This window comes from Paenibacillus sp. YN15, from assembly GCF_003285005.1.
In the GTDB taxonomy this organism is placed as follows: Bacteria; Bacillota; Bacilli; order Paenibacillales; family NBRC-103111; genus Paenibacillus_AR.
Window position 1 is genome coordinate 45743 of sequence record NZ_QMFA01000034.1, and the last position, 18247, is coordinate 63989.

The 18247-nt window shown below is 54.9% G+C and carries 24 protein-coding genes; 3 read left to right on the forward strand and 21 right to left on the reverse strand.

All coding sequences use genetic code 11. From position 1 onward, the window contains the following. Window positions 1-19: 19 nt before the first annotated feature. From liaF to DQG13_RS22420, 5 genes are all read right to left on the reverse strand, one after another. Complete coding sequence (gene liaF / locus DQG13_RS22400) at window positions 20-688, reverse strand: cell wall-active antibiotics response protein LiaF (RefSeq protein WP_113022367.1); 669 nt, start codon at window positions 686-688, stop codon at window positions 20-22. Between the two features lie 228 nt (window positions 689-916). Further along, the gene (locus DQG13_RS22405) at window positions 917-1618 is read right to left on the reverse strand and encodes a PspA/IM30 family protein (RefSeq protein ID WP_113022368.1); all 702 of its coding nucleotides are present in this window, start codon (window positions 1616-1618) and stop codon (window positions 917-919) included. Between the two features lie 4 nt (window positions 1619-1622). Next, window positions 1623-2084: a PspC domain-containing protein gene (locus DQG13_RS22410; RefSeq protein ID WP_113022370.1), complete on the reverse strand. Its 462-nt coding sequence runs from the start codon at window positions 2082-2084 to the stop codon at window positions 1623-1625. Further along, complete coding sequence (locus DQG13_RS22415) at window positions 2081-2761, reverse strand: PspA/IM30 family protein (RefSeq protein WP_113022372.1); 681 nt, start codon at window positions 2759-2761, stop codon at window positions 2081-2083. Before DQG13_RS22415 ends, DQG13_RS22410 begins: the two co-directional genes overlap by 4 nt. A 35-nt stretch (window positions 2762-2796) precedes the next feature. After that, window positions 2797-3090 carry a LiaF transmembrane domain-containing protein gene (locus DQG13_RS22420; RefSeq protein ID WP_113022374.1) on the reverse strand — a complete coding sequence of 98 codons (294 nt, stop codon included), beginning with the start codon at window positions 3088-3090 and terminating at the stop codon, window positions 2797-2799. A gap of 226 nt (window positions 3091-3316) precedes the next feature. On the opposite strand from DQG13_RS22420, the gene DQG13_RS30955 reads away from it, so the two are divergent. Beyond that, window positions 3317-3472, forward strand: a complete 156-nt coding sequence (locus DQG13_RS30955) for a hypothetical protein (RefSeq protein ID WP_181592923.1) — start codon at window positions 3317-3319, stop codon at window positions 3470-3472. A gap of 444 nt (window positions 3473-3916) precedes the next feature. On the opposite strand, the gene DQG13_RS22425 is transcribed toward DQG13_RS30955, so the two are convergent. Then, window positions 3917-4465, reverse strand: coding sequence for a hypothetical protein (locus DQG13_RS22425; protein WP_113022376.1), 549 nt, complete (start codon window positions 4463-4465; stop codon window positions 3917-3919). Window positions 4466-4496: 31 nt separating this feature from the next. After that, window positions 4497-5690 (reverse strand): GNAT family N-acetyltransferase, encoded by a 1194-nt coding sequence (locus DQG13_RS22430; RefSeq protein WP_258525811.1) that lies wholly within the window; start codon window positions 5688-5690, stop codon window positions 4497-4499. 140 nt (window positions 5691-5830) lie between these two features. On the opposite strand from DQG13_RS22430, the gene DQG13_RS22435 reads away from it, so the two are divergent. Continuing rightward, window positions 5831-5941 carry a sporulation protein YjcZ gene (locus DQG13_RS22435; RefSeq protein ID WP_113022379.1) on the forward strand — a complete coding sequence of 37 codons (111 nt, stop codon included), beginning with the start codon at window positions 5831-5833 and terminating at the stop codon, window positions 5939-5941. Window positions 5942-6126: 185 nt separating this feature from the next. On the opposite strand, the gene moaA is transcribed toward DQG13_RS22435, so the two are convergent. The 14 genes from moaA to DQG13_RS22505 form a co-directional block, all read right to left on the reverse strand. After that, entirely contained in the window at window positions 6127-7131 is a 1005-nt protein-coding gene (gene moaA, locus DQG13_RS22440; protein WP_113022381.1) for a GTP 3',8-cyclase MoaA, read from the reverse strand. After that, on the reverse strand, window positions 7091-7483 hold the full coding sequence (gene lpdD, locus DQG13_RS22445) for a prenylated flavin chaperone LpdD (RefSeq protein WP_181592924.1): 393 nt from the start codon (window positions 7481-7483) through the stop codon (window positions 7091-7093). Before lpdD ends, moaA begins: the two co-directional genes overlap by 41 nt. Before the next feature lie 97 nt (window positions 7484-7580). Next, window positions 7581-8105 carry a hemerythrin domain-containing protein gene (locus tag DQG13_RS22450; RefSeq protein ID WP_113022383.1) on the reverse strand — a complete coding sequence of 175 codons (525 nt, stop codon included), beginning with the start codon at window positions 8103-8105 and terminating at the stop codon, window positions 7581-7583. Between the two features lie 303 nt (window positions 8106-8408). Beyond that, complete coding sequence (locus tag DQG13_RS22455; protein WP_113022385.1) at window positions 8409-8567, reverse strand: FeoB-associated Cys-rich membrane protein; 159 nt, start codon at window positions 8565-8567, stop codon at window positions 8409-8411. A 40-nt stretch (window positions 8568-8607) separates the two neighbouring features. Beyond that, window positions 8608-10662, reverse strand: coding sequence for a ferrous iron transport protein B (feoB, locus tag DQG13_RS22460; protein ID WP_113022387.1), 2055 nt, complete (start codon window positions 10660-10662; stop codon window positions 8608-8610). Between the two features lie 30 nt (window positions 10663-10692). Then, entirely contained in the window at window positions 10693-10920 is a 228-nt protein-coding gene (locus DQG13_RS22465) for a FeoA family protein (RefSeq protein WP_181592925.1), read from the reverse strand. Between the two features lie 88 nt (window positions 10921-11008). Beyond that, window positions 11009-11227, reverse strand: coding sequence for a FeoA family protein (locus tag DQG13_RS22470; RefSeq protein WP_113022389.1), 219 nt, complete (start codon window positions 11225-11227; stop codon window positions 11009-11011). Between the two features lie 227 nt (window positions 11228-11454). Then, complete coding sequence (gene mobA / locus DQG13_RS22475; protein ID WP_181592926.1) at window positions 11455-12066, reverse strand: molybdenum cofactor guanylyltransferase; 612 nt, start codon at window positions 12064-12066, stop codon at window positions 11455-11457. 81 nt (window positions 12067-12147) lie between these two features. Next, window positions 12148-12687 carry a hemerythrin domain-containing protein gene (locus DQG13_RS22480; RefSeq protein WP_113022393.1) on the reverse strand — a complete coding sequence of 180 codons (540 nt, stop codon included), beginning with the start codon at window positions 12685-12687 and terminating at the stop codon, window positions 12148-12150. Between the two features lie 205 nt (window positions 12688-12892). Continuing rightward, a complete protein-coding gene (locus DQG13_RS22485) occupies window positions 12893-13543 on the reverse strand; it encodes an MOSC domain-containing protein (protein WP_113022395.1) in 651 nt (216 codons plus the stop codon). 59 nt (window positions 13544-13602) lie between these two features. Further along, window positions 13603-14193, reverse strand: a complete 591-nt coding sequence (locus tag DQG13_RS22490) for a histidine phosphatase family protein (RefSeq protein ID WP_113022397.1) — start codon at window positions 14191-14193, stop codon at window positions 13603-13605. A gap of 16 nt (window positions 14194-14209) precedes the next feature. Continuing rightward, on the reverse strand, window positions 14210-14539 hold the full coding sequence (locus DQG13_RS22495) for a winged helix-turn-helix transcriptional regulator (RefSeq protein WP_113022399.1): 330 nt from the start codon (window positions 14537-14539) through the stop codon (window positions 14210-14212). A 174-nt stretch (window positions 14540-14713) separates the two neighbouring features. Continuing rightward, window positions 14714-15913, reverse strand: coding sequence for an oxalate decarboxylase family bicupin (locus DQG13_RS22500; protein ID WP_113022401.1), 1200 nt, complete (start codon window positions 15911-15913; stop codon window positions 14714-14716). Between the two features lie 67 nt (window positions 15914-15980). Next, window positions 15981-16337, reverse strand: coding sequence for a DUF488 domain-containing protein (locus tag DQG13_RS22505; RefSeq protein ID WP_113022402.1), 357 nt, complete (start codon window positions 16335-16337; stop codon window positions 15981-15983). Window positions 16338-16454: 117 nt separating this feature from the next. Here DQG13_RS22505 and ilvB point away from each other — a divergent pair, with 117 nt between their 5' ends. Then, complete coding sequence (ilvB, locus tag DQG13_RS22510) at window positions 16455-18194, forward strand: biosynthetic-type acetolactate synthase large subunit (protein ID WP_113022404.1); 1740 nt, start codon at window positions 16455-16457, stop codon at window positions 18192-18194. Window positions 18195-18247 lie beyond the last annotated feature (53 nt).

Genomic DNA, 18247 nt, shown 5'->3' on the forward strand with positions numbered 1-18247 from the left:
CATCGTAAGCAATAGCTTTTTAAAGCACCTTAATGTCAATATCTCCTACGAGATAGGAAACAATTAGTTTCACCTTCGTATCCGCCGTTTCATAATGCGGCGACTGCCAGCGGATCTTGTTCATCGTGCCGGATTCCCGCTCCGTGCCCACCCTCATTTGCCCGAACAGCACTGAGCTTTCGATGGAAACCGCCATATCCTCCGGGAAATACAGATCAATATCGCCAATCATGCCCTGCAGGACCAGGGTGGTTTCCGGCTCCTCGGGAATAGCCAGGGTAAAATCCAGGCTCAGCTCGCCAATGACACACCACAGGCTGAGGCTGCGGAGAATCCAGGCTTCCTTGTTCCGCTTTTGGCTCTCGATAAGCCTTGTCCGTTGAATGGCCCCTGTCTCTCCGTGGATTTCCTTGCTTTTGATATAGAAATATCCCAAGGATATCAGAACCAGCGACACAATGACCGCAAAATGGCTGCCCACCAGAATAAAGCCGCCGATGCCCAGCAGCACATAACCCTTGCGGCGGGTGCCGGAGCGAATGCAATAAACGCCCAACGCAACCATAAACAGGGAGATAACAGTTGCAGGCGTGGCGACAACTTTGCTGAGGAGCACAAAAAGACCCGCTCCGATTAATACCAGATAGGTGTTCCGGCCCCGGTTGTAGTTTGGCTGCCTGCTGTCCATAAGTGTCGCACCTCCTGCGGCCCGCCCTGCGTCATTGTAACCCGGCAAAACCATCCCCCAAAAGTGACAAATGCTCCGAAGCCAAGTCCTCCGGATACTTTTGGGGCGTCTTCGTATGAAAAAGCCATAGGCTTGGCAGTTGGCCCTATGGCTTTTCCTTGAATTAGAATATCATACTTCCTGCCGGCAAGAATAGCTGATTTTTGAGAAAGCGGTGAATCTTCCGGTTTATTCCCCGGCAGCCTCGTTATTGGAGGGAATGGCCAGCTTTTGCTTCAGAATTTCCAGCTGCTCATTCACCTTCTCCTGCTTGGCCAGATCCACAGTGGTGTAGGATGCGGCGCCAACACCGGGCAGGTACGGCTTGCCGGCGATTTCCGCCTCGGCTTCCAACTGCATGATTTTCTCTTCCATGCGGTGGAACCCTCTTGCCGCGTTGCCTCCCTCGATGCTGTTATGGTTGGTCACTTGAGCCATTTGCTTCTTGGACTTGGCCAGCTGCACCCGGGAGGTCAGCTCATTGCGCTTATTGCGCAGCTTGTAGAATTCGTCCTTCATTTCATGCAGCTGACGGGTCAGCTCTTCGGCTTGCGCCTTGGCTTGAGCGTGCATTTCCAGATACTCGTTGAGCTTTTGGTCATGGTACAGCTTTTCCTCCAGCGCTTGACGGGCCACTGCTTCCTGCCCGTTCTTCAACGCGGCCGCGGCTTGGTTCTCGCGCTCCGCAGCCAGGCGGGAATGCTCCGCTACCCGTTGCTGCAGCTTGCGCTCGCTGGCAATTTGCTTGGCTACCGTTACTTCCGCTTGGGCGATTTCCTCTTCCATATCGCGAATGTACTGGTTCAGCATCACAATCGGATCTTCCACCTTATCCAGCAGCTCATTGATCGACGCCTTCGTCATATCCTTCAGTCTTGTAAATACACCCATTGTTTTATTCTCCCTTCTCGTATTTGGCCACTTTGGCCCGAAGTTCTTCGATTTCTTTCCACATGGCTTTCTTCTCTACATCCTTCATCATTTCATCGATGGAGGGGGACTGTGCCTGTTGCTGGGCGGACGGCCGGGCTGTATGAGCCGGACCGGCGTGATAGGGGTCTTGGTGACGGGCAGGACCGGATTGGTAAGCGCCGCCTTGGTGCGGTCCGCCATAAGTATTGCCGTAGTAGCCCTGGCCTCCGTTAGGCGGATACATGGGAGGCGTATTGAAGCCGGGTTCCTTCGGAATCACCAGACTTGCGATAATATAGATGGGAATCACGGTGCCGCCCGAGAAAAAGGTCGTTATGACCACCACCAGGCGCAGAATGGTGGAATCCACATTCAGCAGCTCGGCAAGGCCGCCGCACAAGCCTGTCAGCTTGCTGTCCCTTCTGGACCGGTACAGTTTCGTCATGATTTGTCCCAACCTTCCTTATCCAGCTTGCGCTTCAGCTTTTCCATCTCCACATCCAGTGCGGATTGGACGGCAGCTCCGGCGGTATACAGAATGTCGCGGCCGGCCTGGCGGATTTCCCGCAGGGTTCTGGCCTCCATTTCCATATCGGAGACCTTATCCTCCAGCCGGGCGAACATACGGGGCGTATCTCCCGTTGCTCTGCCTGCCATTCTGGCGTTCAGCTGCTGCTGCAGCCGCAGGGTTTCCAACCGGGCCTGATAATAGCTCCGTTTGGCCGCCACTTCCTGATAATCGGCTTTCAGCTGGTTTAGCTGCTCCTGCAATTCCAGGATGGCGTTTTTACTGTCTTCGTAGAGCCCGCGGTATTGCTCCGCCTTCTCCTCGTGAAGCATCTTTTCCTGGAGAGCCAGCTTGGCTACCGCTTCCTCCCCCGCTTTCAGGGCAATCAGCGCTTGCTGCTCCCGTTTATCCCGCATTTGCTCCGCTGCGGTCAGCTGCTGGCGCAGCCCTTGAGCGTGATTCAAGCATTGCATGTATAACCGCTCAGACTCGTCAATCTGTTCTTTCTGGCTGTACAGATACCGGTCGATCAGCTTTACCGGATCTTCCGCCTGCTCCAGCATTTCATTCAGCGTGGCTACGCTAATGTCCCGGACCCGCTTCATTATGCTCATCTGTTCCTTGCCTCCTTGCCTCTATAGTCAAAAGATTAAATCATGGGACGGTTGCGCTTTAGAAGAGATACTCCGTAGCCGATCAAGGCGATAGCCAGCACCAGTCCGATAATCCAGGAGAGCTTGCTCATCAGCACCAGACCGCCGATGATGAGAATCACCCATCCCATGAACTTGCTGCCGTTTTTGACGCTGTAGAATCCCAACGCCACCATGGCGGCCGCGATAATGAAGCCGGCGATGTTGCCCAGGCCCAGCCTGCCTACCAGTATCAAGGCGCCGCAGGCGATAAGCAGTATGGCAAATCCGCTTCCTCCGTTTCGTTTCATCCGTTGTTCACCCCTTTCGTTTGTTTCCTTGTGTTGTTCATGTTTTCATTTTAGGCCATTCCGGCTTTCTTCAAAACGGACCCGCGACTGTTTTTCGGACTGGACCTAAGTCGGGGTCCCGCACCGCCTGAAGGGGTAGCTTGGGGGACAAGCCTGCGCCGCTCCCGGTCCGGATGCATATTCAGCCCGCGACATGCGAACCTTAACTGTAAGGAGGGGAGTCCACATGCCGGAAAACAAGGTCCATCAAGGAAATTACAAGGGAACAGGACGGATGGAAGCGGAAAATCAGGATATGGAGTTTGTCAACGATACGCTGCAGACAGGCGCTGCCAAGAATGGCTTCAAGGATGGGGAGAAGAACAAGAAGCGGAAGAAATAAGGGTAAAATGCCGTAGGCAGCACGGCATCCGCGGGTCTGTCCGCCGAAGCTTCACCGGTGATCCGGCTGTGTGGCTGCGGCGAGGCAGACTCGTCTAAATGTGATACCGTTTTCAAATTATCGGATGGCAGCCTGCGATTAGCTGCGACACTCTCTAGTTTAGCTGACCATTAGCTTTTTAAGCTCTCCCGCGGCCAGGTTGCGGAACTATCCGACTCTTATGAAGAAAATTCGCAGCTTCAATAAAAATAACGGAACTCTGAGCCTCTTAAAGCGGCAATTGGCCGTCTCCCGGACACCAATAAGCCTTCCAAGGGTGTTTGAGTTCCGTTAAAACGGCTAACTGGCTGATTTTAGCCTTTAAGGGTCGCTGAGTTCCGTACAGAACGGCTAATCTCTGCTGATCTACGCCGATCTCCGCAGATCAACCGATTTCCGAGTCACCTATTCCAAGGGCCGCGCATACTCCCACCGGTGGGAAAACTGCTCCAGCGCCGGATGCCGGGCTCCTCCCGAAGGAGGGGCCACAATCAGGCGGAGCTTGCGAATCCATTCCTTAAAGGATTCGTAGCCCGCCCATTTCAGTGCCAGAGCCTCCGGCATCCACACGAAAAACGGACCCCGATGCTTCTCCGTCAAGAAAGCCAACGCCGTGTCCACAGGCGTATACTTCTTCCGCTTTCCTTCCCATTGGTCCAGAAGGGCTCTGGCGCCTGCCGGCAGATAGGCTTCCGCCTCCTCCATAGCCCCCTCCAGCTCCTGGACCCGGCGGTAATAGGGCGGCAAAGGCGGGAGCCCCATCCGCCTGGCCGTCTCTTCATGAATGGGGTACAGCACAATCCGGTCAAAGCCCCGTTGCCCGGCAAACCGGTAAATCTCCGCCAGCCCGGCGGCTCCTGTGTCCGCAAAATCCCCGTACACAAGCAGCGTGCCGGTTTTCACCTCCTGCGGCGGCTCATAGCCAAACGGGACCTGTCTGTTTTCCTTGGCCATCCGTTTTCCTCCATTCCAGTTCAGACATAAATCAGAAAAAATCCAGAAGAAAGGGCCGTCCCTCCGGCACAGCGGCTTCCAGCAGCTCCAGTTGGCTCGCGCTCCCCGTTAATAGACCATGCTCATACCAAAATGACGGGCGCTCGTATCCAAGCAGCATCGAGGTAAGAATGCCGATGCCGCAGGACAGCGCTTCGACGGAGGCGGCTTCGTCCCCGGCCGCGCTGCGCCGCACCCTTGCTCCTTCCTCACCCAGCCGAATGGCATAACCGCCCTCATTCCAGGGCGCTTGTTCGTCGCGGATATGGAGATGCAGCTCGCCTTTGACACCCTGCCGGAAGGAATACCTGTTCAGGAAAGCTTCGGCATCCACCAGCCGGGCCATAAAATAAGGCACCGTCTCCTGCAGGATGCGGGGGTCCTTCAACAGCGAGGCCAGCCTGTCGCCGGGATGGGCCATCAGCAGCTGAACCTTGCCGGCGCTTCCCAGCATAGAATCATGATCGGCTATAAAGTTCCACAAGCCTCTATAGGCTTCCCCGTCCAACGCTACCCATTCGTAGACGGTGAGGGTATAATCGGCCACCTTATAGAGGATATAACCTTTAGCCTGACCGTCCGCGTCAAAATAGGCGGCTCCCAGCCTGCCTTCGTTTTTGCGGGCCAATACCCGGTCCTCCCACCACTTGCGGCTGCGGACCAGCATGCCGTTATACCGCACCGCATACGCCTCATAAACAGGCGCCAGTATGTCCAACTCCGTGGTGCGCACAATCCGTCCGGCAACGGCGGGAAACCGGGGCAGCTGGTGCGGACCCAGCTCAAGCTTCTTGTATTCGGCATAGGTTTCCCAGCCAAACCTGCGGTAAAACTCGAACTTGAAGGGATGGAGCATGGAGATCATCTGCCCCTGCTCCTTCATCACCCGCAGCGAATGGGAGAGCAGCCCGGCCACTCTGCCGCCGCGGCGCTTTTCCGGCCAGGTGGCCACCCCGGCAATGCCGCCCATAGCAAAAGGTTTGCCTCCCACATACACTTCCATAGGCAGCAGCGTCAGCCGCGCCTCCAGCCCCTCTTCTCCGTAGCAGCCCCAGTTTTCCTGAGGAACCAAGGAAGCGGCCCGTTTGACCAGCTCCTCCGGCGTCAGGGTGTATTGGAACGCAAAGGAGGAGAGCCGTATGTATTCCTCCCGTTCATGCTCCTGCATTTGGCGAATCTGTCTCATCTTAAGCATCCTCCTGTACATTTGCCAAAAGATTATGCCATCCGGGCATCCGTCCAATCCACCCATTGGCCTCGGCATATAGTGTATTATTCGTTTCCGCAATACCCCCGCTTGAGACTCTTGAGGGGAGGTGAACAACAATGGGTTATGCTGCAGGTTGTGGCCCCGTAGGTGGCGGCTTCACTACTACTGGCGTCATTCTGGTGCTCTTCATTCTGCTGGTGATCATCAGCAGAGCATGGGTGATCTAATCTAGAAACCCCTTCAAGTTTTTGAGAAAAACTCCGATCGGAGTTTTTCGAGAATGAGCGACCGCGTTTAGAGGAAGTTTTTATCGCCAATCCGAATGTTTGTCTTACGCGCTTTAGCGCTGTAAGGAATTTAAACATTCTGATGTGGGCAAAAAGCCTTTCGGCCAATGCCGGAGGGCTTTTTGTTATCCTCCGATTTGGGACATCCTCCGCACAGTCGGCGTATGGGAGGCTCCGGTATCCGACATGGCCAGAGCCATTTCATGGTTTTCGGGTTTGGCGGCCAAGGCTCTTTTGATCAGATTGCGGAGGGCCTCATCGTTTCCAATGCTGTCCCTGACATGGAATTCGTCCGACCAGTACAAGCAGGGTTTGATATATCCGTCCGCCGTCAAACGAAGCCGGTTGCAGGCCTGGCAAAAATGGTCGCTGACCGGATGAATCAGGCCAAACGTGCCCTCCGCCCCCTGGATGCGGTAATTTTCCGCAGGCCCATTGCCGGTTATGCCTTCGGCAGCCTCCACCGGGAGGCCCATGGCTTCCGCCTGCCGCAGCACCTGCTCCAGGGGGAGATACCTAGACCTCCAATCCTTTCCGCTGTGCCCGATGGGCATATATTCAATAAACCGGACATTCAGCCAGCGATCCAGGGTAAGCTTTAGAAAATCGGCAATTTCATCGTCATTGACCCCTTTGACCAGCACCACATTCAGCTTCACGGGATCAAGCCCCACCCGGAGCGCCGCATCCACACTGGCCAGCACTCTGCGGATATCGCCGCCTCTCGTAATCAGACGAAACCGCTCCTCCCGCAAACTGTCCAGGCTGATGTTAATCCGGGTAAGCCCGGCCTGCTTCAACGCCTCCGCTTTTTTCTCCAAAAAGATGCCGTTGGTGGTCAGCCCGATATCCTCAATCCCGGGGATGGCTGCAAGCATGGCAACAAGCTCCGGCAGATCCTTGCGCAGCAAAGGCTCACCTCCGGTCAGCCGCACCTTGCGGATGCCCATACCGGCCAGTACCCGGACCACCTCCCGGATTTCCGCCGCCCGCAGAAGCTTTTCCTCCGGCTCAAACTCCATTCCCTCCTCCGGCATACAATACACGCACCGCAGATTGCAGCGATCCGTTACGGAAATCCGGATATAATCATGTTTCCGTCCATGCTTGTCCGTCAGCTGTTCCGCCATGTCTCTTCCTCCTGTCTGCAAGAACCTCCAGCTCCCCATGGAACAGCGCTCTTGTTTCAGCCACCATCGCCCGAATTTCCGCCGGGGTGGCATGATCAATATGAATGCCGGCAATCACCGTCACCGCTTTGCCTAACCGGCTGCAGGCCATATCCGCCAGCTCCCGGGCAAGCTCCGCCTCCTTGTGGCCGGGCAGTCCGATCACCTGCGTGCAGGTTCCGCCGCCCTCCGCAGGATATGCAACTGCAGCCGCTCCAATATGAGCTTGTCCCCCAGTGACAAGCAACACAAAGTCCCCGCCTGCTTCCACCGTACGCACAGACAGCCCGAAGGGATTGCGGATCATCATCATCTAACCCCTCATTTAACATTTTCATATGATTATAACAAACAAAAACACCGCCTGCATGCAGACGGTGTACCATTTTCATCATATTTTTCGAGTCGCATCAGCAGGTGAAGAATTGCTCCAGGTCCATCAGCATTTGCTCGGCAAGCGGGAACAGGTTCTCTTCTTCCTTGCGGAAGTGGCCGGCGAGGACGGTATACGCCTCCAGCAGGCAAGCCGCCGCCTCCTTGGCCTTCTGGCTGTTGATGGGAGCCGCAGCCCCTTCCATCAGATGCAAAAAGCTCATCATATGGCTATGAACCAGCTTATGCTCCTGCTCCAGCACAGTCAGCTCCTCCAGCTTCTGGCCGGAATAGTCGCGAACCATGGGAAACAGCACCTGATCCTCCCACAGAGAGTGGGCATTCATCTTTTCCATAAACTGAATGATTTTGCCGCGGAGACAGTCCAGGGACACACTCCAATTCAGCACGTCCTCATTCTGCCCCACTACCTTTGCCATGCCATAAAGCTCCATCATTTCCCGCTTCAGCAGCCCATGCTCATCTCTTAGCTGATCCATTCCGTCTCCCAGCACGTCCACTGTACTTACCACTTGCTCTTCACGGGATAACGTTTGAAGCATGTTCACCCACTCCTCTGTATTCTCGCCACAATCGAGGTGATGCTTATGGCAACATCCATCCTCGATAAATATAATTTATATGGCGATAACTTATACCATCAGTATAGTCCCTGCCATATGGTCCATCTGTGATTATAATCACAAAGCAAGGCGATGAATATTGCTAACTTGTGTCATCTTATTTTGCCTTTCCTTTCAAAAAAATACCCGGCCCCCAGCCTGCCGTTCCACGGGAACAGAGGCGGTATGCCGGGTAAATATGAGGATGATGAGTCCGAAATAAACCGTTGCGAAACCTGAAGCTTAGCGGTTGGACATGCCGCAGCTGTCCGCTTTGCCGCAGGTGGAGCCGCCGCTGCCGCAGTTGCAGGCGCTGCCGCCGTTTTTGCGGTTCTTGAGGTAACGGAATACCGTAAACCCGACAATCCCCACAACCACTGCAATGATCACAATATCTGCCATGCGAATCCCTTCTTCCTTCTCAAATATGATGCCGGATAAATTAGAGTCCGATTCCCAGGAGACGGCCAACTTGATACACCAGAAGTGAAATCACCCAGGCAATTCCGCATTGGTATGCTACTGTGAACAACGTCCATTTCCAGGAGCCCAGCTCCTTCTTGGCTGTGGCGATAGCCGCAAAGCAAGGCGCATAGAGCAGCACGAACACCATAACGGAGAATGCCGCCAGCGGTGAAAAATAACCATGCAGTGCAGTACTGAGGGCATTGGTCAGTTCTTCCGTGCCCTCATTGATATACAGAATGCCCAAGGTGCTGACCACCGCTTCCTTGGCGATCAGGCCGGTCAGCAGCGCTGCGCCCACCTGCCAGTGGACTTCGCCGGTGCCGTTGATTACGCCAAAGCCGTTCCAGGTGAAGAGAGGCGCGATCAGCTTGCCGATGGAGCCGAAGATGCTGTCAGCGGCATCCTCCACCATGTGGAAGGAGAAGTCAAAGGTTTGCAGCACCCAGATGACCACGCTCATGGACAGCAGGATAGTACCTACCTTCACCACATAGCCGCGGGCTTTTTCCCAGGTATGCAGCAAAACGGATTTCAACGACGGCAGCCGGTACGGCGGCAGCTCCATTACAAACGGAGGCGCTTCGCCCTTAAACACGGTTTTGTTCAGAATGATGCAGGAGAGCATGGCGACAAGAATACCCAAAGCATAAATGCTGAAGGTGACCAGCCCTTGGTTGGAAGCGAAGAAGGCGCCGGCGAATACGGCATATACCGGAATACGGGCCCCGCAGGACATAAAGGGCATCAGGGTGATGGCCAGCTTCCGGCTGCGGTCATCCTCCAGGGTCCGGGTGGCCATAATGGCGGGAACGCCGCAGCCGTAACCCATCAGAAGCGGAACAAAGGCTTTGCCGGACAAGCCGAAGCGTCTGAACACACGGTCCATAACAAAAGCGATTCTGGCCATGTAGCCGATGTCCTCCAATATGGAGAGACAGAGCATCAGAATGACAACCAGCGGCAGGAAGCCCAGAACGGCTCCGATACCGGCGAAAATGCCGTCAATGACCAAGCCCATAACCGTCTCGGACGCTCCGATATTCTCCAGGAAGGTAGCTACCCAGCCGGGAATGGTTTCTCCCGTAAACTCCGCAAAAGGATCGGCAATCAAGGCGGCTACCGGACCCAGCGAAATCTGGAACACGGCATACATAATCAAGATGAAGATGGGAATGCCCAGGTAGCGGTTGGTAACAATCTTGTCCACCTTGTCGGAGAAGGTCAGGTCCCCTTCTTTTCTTCCCCTCTTCACGTGCTTTTCGATGGATTCACTGATATATTTGTAGCGCAGGTCGGCAATCAGCGACTCCAGATCCCCCTCGGCGCTCTCTGCCTGGGTCACAATCTTGTCGACGGCGGCAGCCAAAGACGGGCTCATTTTCAGCTCTTCAATTGCTTTTTCGTCTCTTTCCAGCAGCTTTACAGCGTTGTAAAGCGGGTTGGAGTAATTATCCTTTTGCAAAAGCTCGCTCAAGGCCTTGACGGGCGCCTCCAGCTTGGTATGCTCCAGGGCGGTTTTGATGGCGCGCTCATGCTTGTGGTCCAAGGACAAGGCGCGCTCCAACAGTTCCTTGATCCCCTGATTCTTGGTTGCGGTGATGGGGACAACCGGAACCCCCAGCTGCTTCTCCAGACTGGCGGCATCGATGGTGTCTCCCCGCAGCTTTACCTCGTCCATCATATTGAGGGCAATGATGGTGGGAATCCCCAGCTCCAGCAATTGGGTGGTCAAGTACAGGTTCCGTTCGATGTTGGTGGCATCCACAATGTTGATAATAACATCCGGCTTTTCTTTAGAGAGAAAGTTGCGGGCGATAATTTCTTCCTGGGAATAAGGTGACAGCGAGTAAATACCGGGAAGGTCGATAATGGTCACATTTTCCTTTACCTTTTTGCACTTTCCCTCTTTACGCTCCACAGTTACCCCGGGCCAGTTGCCTACATGGGCATTGCTCCCCGTCAGATTGTTAAATAGGGTAGTCTTTCCGCAGTTAGGATTGCCAGCCAGGGCAAATCTGTACGCAGCCATACTCATTCTCCATTCTCGCGTGAATTTGAACTATTTCTCAACTGTGATTTGTTCCGCTTCGGATTTCCGCAGGGTCAGCTCATAACCCCTGACATTCACTTCGATGGGGTCTCCCAAAGGGGCCACCTTGCGCATGATAATCTTCGCGCCGGGCGTAATGCCCATATCCATCAATCTTCTCTTCACCGGACCGCTTACGCCGATGCTCTTGATTACGGCGGCTTCGGCCGGCTTCAGTTCCTTCAACGAAATTTCCATAAGAATCCTCCACATTGTTGATATTGATAATCATTATTAACAAAAGGCGGGACATCTCCCTTGGGAGAGCCCGCAGCTCAGCTTATATTCATTGCAGATTGACCATCAGTTGTTGAGCGACACCTTTGTTCAGGGCAAGTCTGGAGCCCTTCACACTGACAATAAGATTGCCCTTCATTTCGGAAATGACGGAAATGAAGACTCCCGGCACAATGCCCAGTCCCGCCAAAAATTTCCTGGTGTCTTCTTTGGCCCTGCATTCATTCACAACAGCTTCTTTTCCAATGGGAAGCATGGTTAACGGCATTTTCTCCCGCTCCTTTCATTAAGAAAAAACAGATGATAGTTCATCTTATTCACGAGCCGGTAGTGATAATCACTTTCATTTCTACGATTTAAAATACTATTTCCGCCCCTGTGTCGCTGTGATGAAATTCACAATAAAAAGCCCTCTGCCCCCGCATTTAGCATCATTTGTCGTTTTGTCACATTTAGCCGCCGTATGCAGCAGCCTCCAAATGAAAACAGCCCTTTCTAGGAAAGGGCTGCCTCTGCGGCGTGCTTCAATGCCAGCTCGTATTCTTCGGGGGTATTCATGTTTGTCACAAAATCAAGGCCGATATGCTTCTCTGCAAAATGCGCCTCCGGCGCCTCCTGCCAATAGATCATCCGCAGCATCTCCGAAACCCGGGACTCTCCCGACAGAAGCAGCGCGGATATAGCATCGGCGCAGCCCTTGGAGTAAATGCCGTGAAGCGGATGGGAACGCCCCTCAATAACCGGCACCACCGCATCGCACTTCAAGGCAGCCTTCAGCTCCTGCATGGCTGTGGCCGCGCCGGCGGACAGGAACGGCATGTCGCAGCCGACAATCCATACCTCCGGATTCCGGGACAAGGTCAATGCCGCGTGCATGCCGGACAACGGTCCCTTGCCGGGGTAATAATCGGTAATGATCCGAATGGAGCGGTCGAGAATCGGCAGAAACAGTGTCGGCTGGTTCGTCACCACGATAATTTCCTCGCAAACCTCGCTCATCGTTCTGATCTGACGCTGAATGAGCAATTCACCGGAAAAAGGAAGCAGGGCTTTTTCCTTGCCCATTCTCCGGTTTTGGCCTCCGGCCAATATAGCGCCCGTAAGCATGGCTTCCCATCCTTTCCGCTTGATAATGATACATCTCATCTATCGGTTAGAGACTGCGGCGAAACAAGCACCCGCAGCTCCCTATTGCTTCTTTTTGCGGATCATCTGCAGAACCAGCACCTTCTCCGAATCGGTGAGCAGGTTCTGGGCCAGCACAAAAGCGGCATTCTCTTCCTTATAGCAATGATCGCCGATAACCTGGCAGGCCCGCCGGAATTGGGCGGCAACCCTCTGGAACGCTTCTTCGTCGTTAGGCCTCTCCGCCAGGCGCTCCATTGCCGCTTCCAGTTCATCGAAGGTTTCTTCCAAGAGCTCATGCTCATACTTCATGACAGCGGCCGGCCCCTTATCCGTATCCAAATATTTGGACAGGACGCCAAGCAGAATTTGCTCCTCTTTTTCCATGTGCAGATTAAAGGCATTCCGCAGCTTCCGCTCCCGGCGGAGCCATTCCTGAACAAACTCCTCCCCGCGCACCGTGGACTTGGAGGCAAATTCCCAGACCTGCTCCATTCCCCGGCGGAGCTTGGTATGCTCCCGGCTCAACAATTGAAGGGCAGGCGCCATGCCTGTGTTTGGCTTGACGCTGCCCGTTGCCGCAAATCCCTTCAGCCGTGACATAAGCCAACACCTCCTGACGGACTTCACGATGGCTTCTTTGGCATCATTTAAGGCTATGCCAATAAAAGCTTTTTATCATCAAGCCCGGAAGTTATCTACGATTATTTATCTATTTCCATGATACCCTGCGCCAGCCGCAATCGTATGTTAACTATATCACAGCGGCAGCGGAACCAAAAACGCAAAAAACCAGCCCATAGGCTGGTTAGCTCAACCGTTTGGCGAGACTCTCCCGCCAGCTGTCCGACAATCCGGGCACAGCCAGAAGCCGGGCGGCCTCCGCCTGATCGTCCTTGGCCGTATACTTAATCCGGTTGGCTTCGGCCACCGTAATGCCTGCAGGGGACCGCTCCACCAGGAGAACCGCATCCCCCGGAGCGGTGCAGCCCTCCTCCAGCACCCGGAAATAATAGCCGGTATAGCCGGTGGTTTGCACCAAAAGCGGCATATCCGTCCGGTTGTACTTATGCCCCAGCTTGTAGCACGGCTGGCGCGGCTGGCTGACCTGAACCAGCGCCTCCCCCATCCGGTATACGTCTCCGATGCAAACATCCTGCTCCGTGAGCCCTTCCATAGTCACATTTTCGCCAAAAGCGGCATAAACCAGGGATTGGCCCAGCTCCTTTTCCCAATACGCATAATGCTCATAAGCATACACACAAACGGCCTTGTCCCGGCCGCCGTGATGAATTCGGTCCGCCTGCCCGTCCTCCGCATATCCTTCAAAGGTGAGCAAAAGCTTTCCCGCTGCCGGCAGCTTGCCCATGCCGGTGGCAAACTCCTTTCCGCCCCATTGGTACACGGCCGGTTTTCCCACTTGCAGGCTCCTGAGCCTGCCGCTCTGTCCCTTCACCATCCCGGCAACGCCTCCGCATTTATTTGATCTCTATAGCCGCGTTTTAAGGCTGGGTTAGGCTACCCGCAGCTTGTCCCGTCCTCCAGATGCTTGACGCAATTATGAAGGCGGCAGCTCCAGCCTTCGGAGGATTTCTCCAGCACATTGACGCAAGTATTCTTAAGGCCCAGATAGCCGAAGTCGGGAAAAAGGGTTTCCACCAGCGCTCCAATCAGCGCTCCATGGGACACCAGCAGCACCCGTTTCCCCGGATGCCGGCGCTCTATTTCCTCCAGCAGCCTCATTCCCCGTTCAATAACCGCTTCACGGGTTTCTCCGCCATGATCAACGTTTTTCCAATCCGGTCCCCAGCGGCTGATCCGCTCCTGCTCTGTGGTTCCCTCCAGGTTCCCGAAGGAACGCTCCGCCAGGAGGGGATCATATCCCGCCACCTGTTTGCCCATATGCCGGGCGATAATATCCGCCGTTTCCCGCGCCCGGGCCAAATTGCTGGAGTAGATGTAATCCCACTCCTCCCCTTCCATACGCTTGCCCAGCAGCTCCGCCTGGCGTCTTCCCTCCGCATTAAGCGGAATATCATTCTTTCCTTGCATACGGCCTTCCTGATTCCAATCCGTCACACCGTGTCTCACTAACCCGATTGTCGTCATGCTGCGTTTATCTCCCTCACTCTGTTTCCTCATGTCCCGCCCATTTTTCCGCCCATTCCTGAACTTCCTTCATTACAAATTGCAGACCCTTTCCTTTTTCCGTCAGCTCGTATTCGATCCTGACCGGGGTTTCCGGGTACACGTGGCGGATAATAATGCCCGCGGCCTCCAGCTCCTTGAAGCGCTCCGAGAGCATTCTGTCGCTCATCCCGGGGATAATGTCGGACAAATCCTTAAAGCGCTTGGGTCCGCTTAGCAGCACTTGGATAATCAGGCCTGTCCACCGTTTGCCCAACAGTTCAAAAGCAGCCTCAAACTTCGGACATAATGATTGGGGATTCGACATGTCTGCATCACTCCTTTTGTTAACTCCATTTTACCATAGTCGCTTTACAAAAGTAAGCATTTCATCCCCAAATTCATCTAAGTGCCAAAAAATCTTTCCTTTCCGCAAAAAAACAGACTTTCGGCTCCGCCCGGAAGCGGCAACCGCAAGTCTGTCCTGGAGTACAAGGCGAGGCTATTCTGGCTTCGGATAATAGGTGAATCCGGGATACGTCACCACCGGCCATTTTTCCTTCCGCAGCGCATCCGTCACTTGGGGCCCAACCTTCAGATTGCTTGCCACCAGCTCCTTTGGAGTCAACGCCATCCACTGGTTAAGGGAAACGTCCTGGAACCTGTCGCTTTTGAACATTTCCAGAAACCATAAGGTCTCCTCGCCGGTATTCTGCACGTAATGGCCCATAGCAAAGGGCACATACCCCACGTCCCCGGCCCGGAAATCAAAGGTTCTGGCAACTCCGTTGCCGCTAAACACTGTCATGCGCCCCTGGCCGGTCAGATAATACTGCCATTCATCATTATTGGGATGCCAATGCAGCTCGCGCATGGCCCCGGGTTTGATTTCCACCAGCGCCGCGGCGATGGTTTTGGATACCGGAAACACGGTGGAATCGACAATCCGCACACTGCCCCCGGGAAGCTGCATGGGAGGCTGGGCCAGCATCCGGTAGGTAAAGCTTTGGGGAACCGTTCCGTAAGGGGAGTGGACCTTTTGGGAGTCGAGGGGGCCCGGCACCTGGTCCTGGTAAATGTACACCTGTCCATCGGGAATCTGCGCAAAGGCCTCCATGGGAACTCCAAAATTGGAGGACAGCACATCCTTGGGCGTATGGGCGAACCAATCGGAGATGGACAAGGTGTTTAAATCGGAAAAATGCCCATCGTCGAAAACAAGCAAAAATTCGCAGCCGTCCTCCATTCCCTGAATGGAATGGGGGATGCCGGGCGGGAAATACCACAGGTCTCCGGGACCCACATCGGCAATAAAATTGCTGCCGTTCTGGTCCACGGCAGTGATTCTGGCATGGCCAAGAAGCATATACGACCATTCCGCCTGCTGGTGCCAATGGAGCTCGCGGACTCCCCCGGGGGTCAGGCACATATTGACCCCCGCCAGAGTTGTAGCCACCGGCAGGTCGCGGATGGTAATCTCTCTGGACCACCCGCCTTGATTCAGCTGCATATGGGTATCGGAAAAGGAAAAGCGCAAATTGGGGATCAGCCCGGCATCCGTAGCAGGAGGCACCAGCATATCGGGATTCTGCCGGTCCCGCATTACATCCCGCGGTCCCCGGTCAATAGTCCCGTAGCCCCCTTCCCGGATAGGCTGCGGAATATGCCCGGACGGCGGTAAATGCTTTGTCGTTTTATCCACTTTTCCACCTCATTATCGAATAATGTCTGCCGCAAAATATATGCGGGGCGGAAGCGGATTATGACGGCTATCCCATTCTCTCCTCCAGAAATTGCTTCAGCACCAAGGCATGGTTATGCTCCGCGCTTTTTGCCGCGTAGACAAGCGTTACCGGACCGCTCCCGATCAAACCGCATAATTGGTCCAGTTGGAGCTGCGCCCCTTCGCTTTGCAGCTCCTCCCGGTAAAACCGGGTAAACTCCGCGAACTTTTCCGGCTGATGGTTGAAGCTTTTTCTTAAGGCGGCGGACGGCGCGATATCCTTCATCCAAAGGTCCAAACAGGCCGCTTCCCGCGTAACGCCTCTGGGCCACAGCCTGTCCACCAAGATCCGCTTGCCGTCTTCTATGGAAGGAGGCTCATAGATCCGTTTGATTTGCAGCATGGTTTATCACTCCCTCCGGTTTGTCCGAAATCTGGTATTTCAGTGATCCCGGTCACAAGATTTAAGACTATTATGCGCTACGCTACTCTAAATAATATGATCTGCGCCAGAGGCCGAATGGTGCTGGGGAAGCCTCGGAACCGGCATCTGACTACTGGAAATGGGAGGTGCGTTTTTTTGACAGGGGCGCAATTGTTGATTGAATTATTGCTCGAACAGGGGGCAACCACCGTATTCGGTTATCCGGGAGGCGCAGTGCTCCCCATCTACGATGCGCTGTACGATTGCCCGTCCATCCGGCATATTCTGGTCCGGCATGAACAAGCCGCAGTGCATGCGGCAGACGGTTATGCCCGGGTAACCGGCAAAGCCGGCGTCGCTCTGGTTACCAGCGGTCCGGGAGCAACCAATGCCATAACCGGAATTGCCACCGCATATATGGATTCTGTGCCCATGGTGGTGCTGACGGGACAGGTTTCCTCTAACCTGATTGGTCTGGACAGCTTTCAGGAGGTGGATATCTTCGGTATGACCATGCCGATTACGAAACATAACTTCATGGTCATGGATATCGCCGAGCTGCCCAGAATCGTCAAAAGCGCATTCCATCTGGCCACCACAGGCCGCCCTGGACCGGTCCTGATTGATATGCCCAAGGACATCATGCAGGGGCCTGCGCCCAGCCGGCATAAGCCGGTGGAGCTTTCCTCCGTTCCGCAGCTGAGGGGCTACAAGCCCGATACCTCCATTCCGGATGAAGAGCTTCAAGCGGTTTTCGGCAAGCTGGCCCAGGCACAACGGCCTGCTCTGCTTGTTGGCGGCGGATGTATGTCCGAGGCGGCCTCCAGTCTGCTTCTTTCTCTGGCTGAGCAAGCGGCGATCCCGGTAGTATCCACCTTAATGGGACTGGGCGCATTTCCCACGGACCATCCGCTGCATCTGGGCATGGTAGGCATGCACGGCACGGTTGCGGCCAACAAGGCCGTCCAGCAGGCAGATGTGCTGCTTTGCCTCGGCGTCAGATTCAGCGACCGGGTATCCGGCAATCCCAAGTCGTTTTCACCCCACTCCTTCAAAATCCAGGTGGATATCGATGAATCCGAGCTGAACAAAAACGTTTCTGTACATCTGGCCCTTCACGGCTCCGTCAACGAGGTGCTGACCGCGCTGCTCTCCGGCGGACTAACCGGTTCCTGGGAGGAATGGAACAAACAGATTGAAGCCTTCCCCAGACGCATACCCGCCTTGTCCACGAAGGGAGAAGCCCTTTTGCAGCCCCAGGAGGTGATCCGGCTGGTCCATGCCCAAACCGCCGGAGAAGCGGTCGTGGCAACGGATGTGGGACAGCACCAGATTTGGGCGGCGCATCATTATCCCTTCAAGCGTCCCCGTTCGCTTCTGTCCTCCGGCGGCCTTGGCACTATGGGCTTCGGGCTGCCTGCGGCTATCGGCGCGGCTGTGGCCGAACCGGGCCGCCCTATCGTCTGTATCAGCGGCGACGGCAGCATCCAGATGAACATCCAGGAGCTGATGACCGCCGTAGATTACGGGCTGGACCTAAAAATTGTCATATTGAAAAACGGCTACCTGGGCATGGTCAGACAGTGGCAGCAGCTATTCCATGACAAACGCTATTCCTCGGTTAAAATTTCCTCCCCCGACTTCGCCGGGCTGGCCCGCACCTTCGGCGCCCGGGGATATTATGCCCGCAGCCGCGCCGAAGCGGAAGCGGTCATCCATGAAGCGTGGGCTGAACCGGGAGTGGCCGTGCTGGAATTTGATGTAACCGAGGAAATGAATGTGTATCCCATGATTCCCCCCGGCGGGGATGCCAGCCAGACCATTGAGTATGAATAGCCGGCATTCTAAAGAAGAAGCGGGTATGCGCGGCAATATCCCGCAGTTAGGCT

Bases quoted from the DNA above. Each gene is read 5' to 3' on its own strand.
- liaF (WP_113022367.1), bottom strand. From the start codon at position 688: ATGGACAGCAGGCAGCCAAACTACAACCGGGGCCGGAACACCTATCTG.
- DQG13_RS22405 (WP_113022368.1), bottom strand. From the start codon at position 1,618: ATGGGTGTATTTACAAGACTGAAGGATATGACGAAGGCGTCGATCAAT.
- DQG13_RS22410 (WP_113022370.1), bottom strand. From the start codon at position 2,084: ATGACGAAACTGTACCGGTCCAGAAGGGACAGCAAGCTGACAGGCTTG.
- DQG13_RS22415 (WP_113022372.1), bottom strand. From the start codon at position 2,761: ATGAGCATAATGAAGCGGGTCCGGGACATTAGCGTAGCCACGCTGAAT.
- DQG13_RS22420 (WP_113022374.1), bottom strand. From the start codon at position 3,090: ATGAAACGAAACGGAGGAAGCGGATTTGCCATACTGCTTATCGCCTGC.
- DQG13_RS30955 (WP_181592923.1), top strand. From the start codon at position 3,317: ATGCCGGAAAACAAGGTCCATCAAGGAAATTACAAGGGAACAGGACGG.
- DQG13_RS22425 (WP_113022376.1), bottom strand. From the start codon at position 4,465: ATGGCCAAGGAAAACAGACAGGTCCCGTTTGGCTATGAGCCGCCGCAG.
- DQG13_RS22430 (WP_258525811.1), bottom strand. From the start codon at position 5,690: ATGAGACAGATTCGCCAAATGCAGGAGCATGAACGGGAGGAATACATA.
- DQG13_RS22435 (WP_113022379.1), top strand. From the start codon at position 5,831: ATGGGTTATGCTGCAGGTTGTGGCCCCGTAGGTGGCGGCTTCACTACT.
- moaA (WP_113022381.1), bottom strand. From the start codon at position 7,131: ATGGCGGAACAGCTGACGGACAAGCATGGACGGAAACATGATTATATC.
- lpdD (WP_181592924.1), bottom strand. From the start codon at position 7,483: ATGATGATGATCCGCAATCCCTTCGGGCTGTCTGTGCGTACGGTGGAA.
- DQG13_RS22450 (WP_113022383.1), bottom strand. From the start codon at position 8,105: ATGCTTCAAACGTTATCCCGTGAAGAGCAAGTGGTAAGTACAGTGGAC.
- DQG13_RS22455 (WP_113022385.1), bottom strand. From the start codon at position 8,567: ATGGCAGATATTGTGATCATTGCAGTGGTTGTGGGGATTGTCGGGTTT.
- feoB (WP_113022387.1), bottom strand. From the start codon at position 10,662: ATGGCTGCGTACAGATTTGCCCTGGCTGGCAATCCTAACTGCGGAAAG.
- DQG13_RS22465 (WP_181592925.1), bottom strand. From the start codon at position 10,920: ATGGAAATTTCGTTGAAGGAACTGAAGCCGGCCGAAGCCGCCGTAATC.
- DQG13_RS22470 (WP_113022389.1), bottom strand. From the start codon at position 11,227: ATGCCGTTAACCATGCTTCCCATTGGAAAAGAAGCTGTTGTGAATGAA.
- mobA (WP_181592926.1), bottom strand. From the start codon at position 12,066: ATGCTTACGGGCGCTATATTGGCCGGAGGCCAAAACCGGAGAATGGGC.
- DQG13_RS22480 (WP_113022393.1), bottom strand. From the start codon at position 12,687: ATGTCACGGCTGAAGGGATTTGCGGCAACGGGCAGCGTCAAGCCAAAC.
- DQG13_RS22485 (WP_113022395.1), bottom strand. From the start codon at position 13,543: ATGGTGAAGGGACAGAGCGGCAGGCTCAGGAGCCTGCAAGTGGGAAAA.
- DQG13_RS22490 (WP_113022397.1), bottom strand. From the start codon at position 14,193: ATGACGACAATCGGGTTAGTGAGACACGGTGTGACGGATTGGAATCAG.
- DQG13_RS22495 (WP_113022399.1), bottom strand. From the start codon at position 14,539: ATGTCGAATCCCCAATCATTATGTCCGAAGTTTGAGGCTGCTTTTGAA.
- DQG13_RS22505 (WP_113022402.1), bottom strand. From the start codon at position 16,337: ATGCTGCAAATCAAACGGATCTATGAGCCTCCTTCCATAGAAGACGGC.
- ilvB (WP_113022404.1), top strand. From the start codon at position 16,455: ATGGTGCTGGGGAAGCCTCGGAACCGGCATCTGACTACTGGAAATGGG.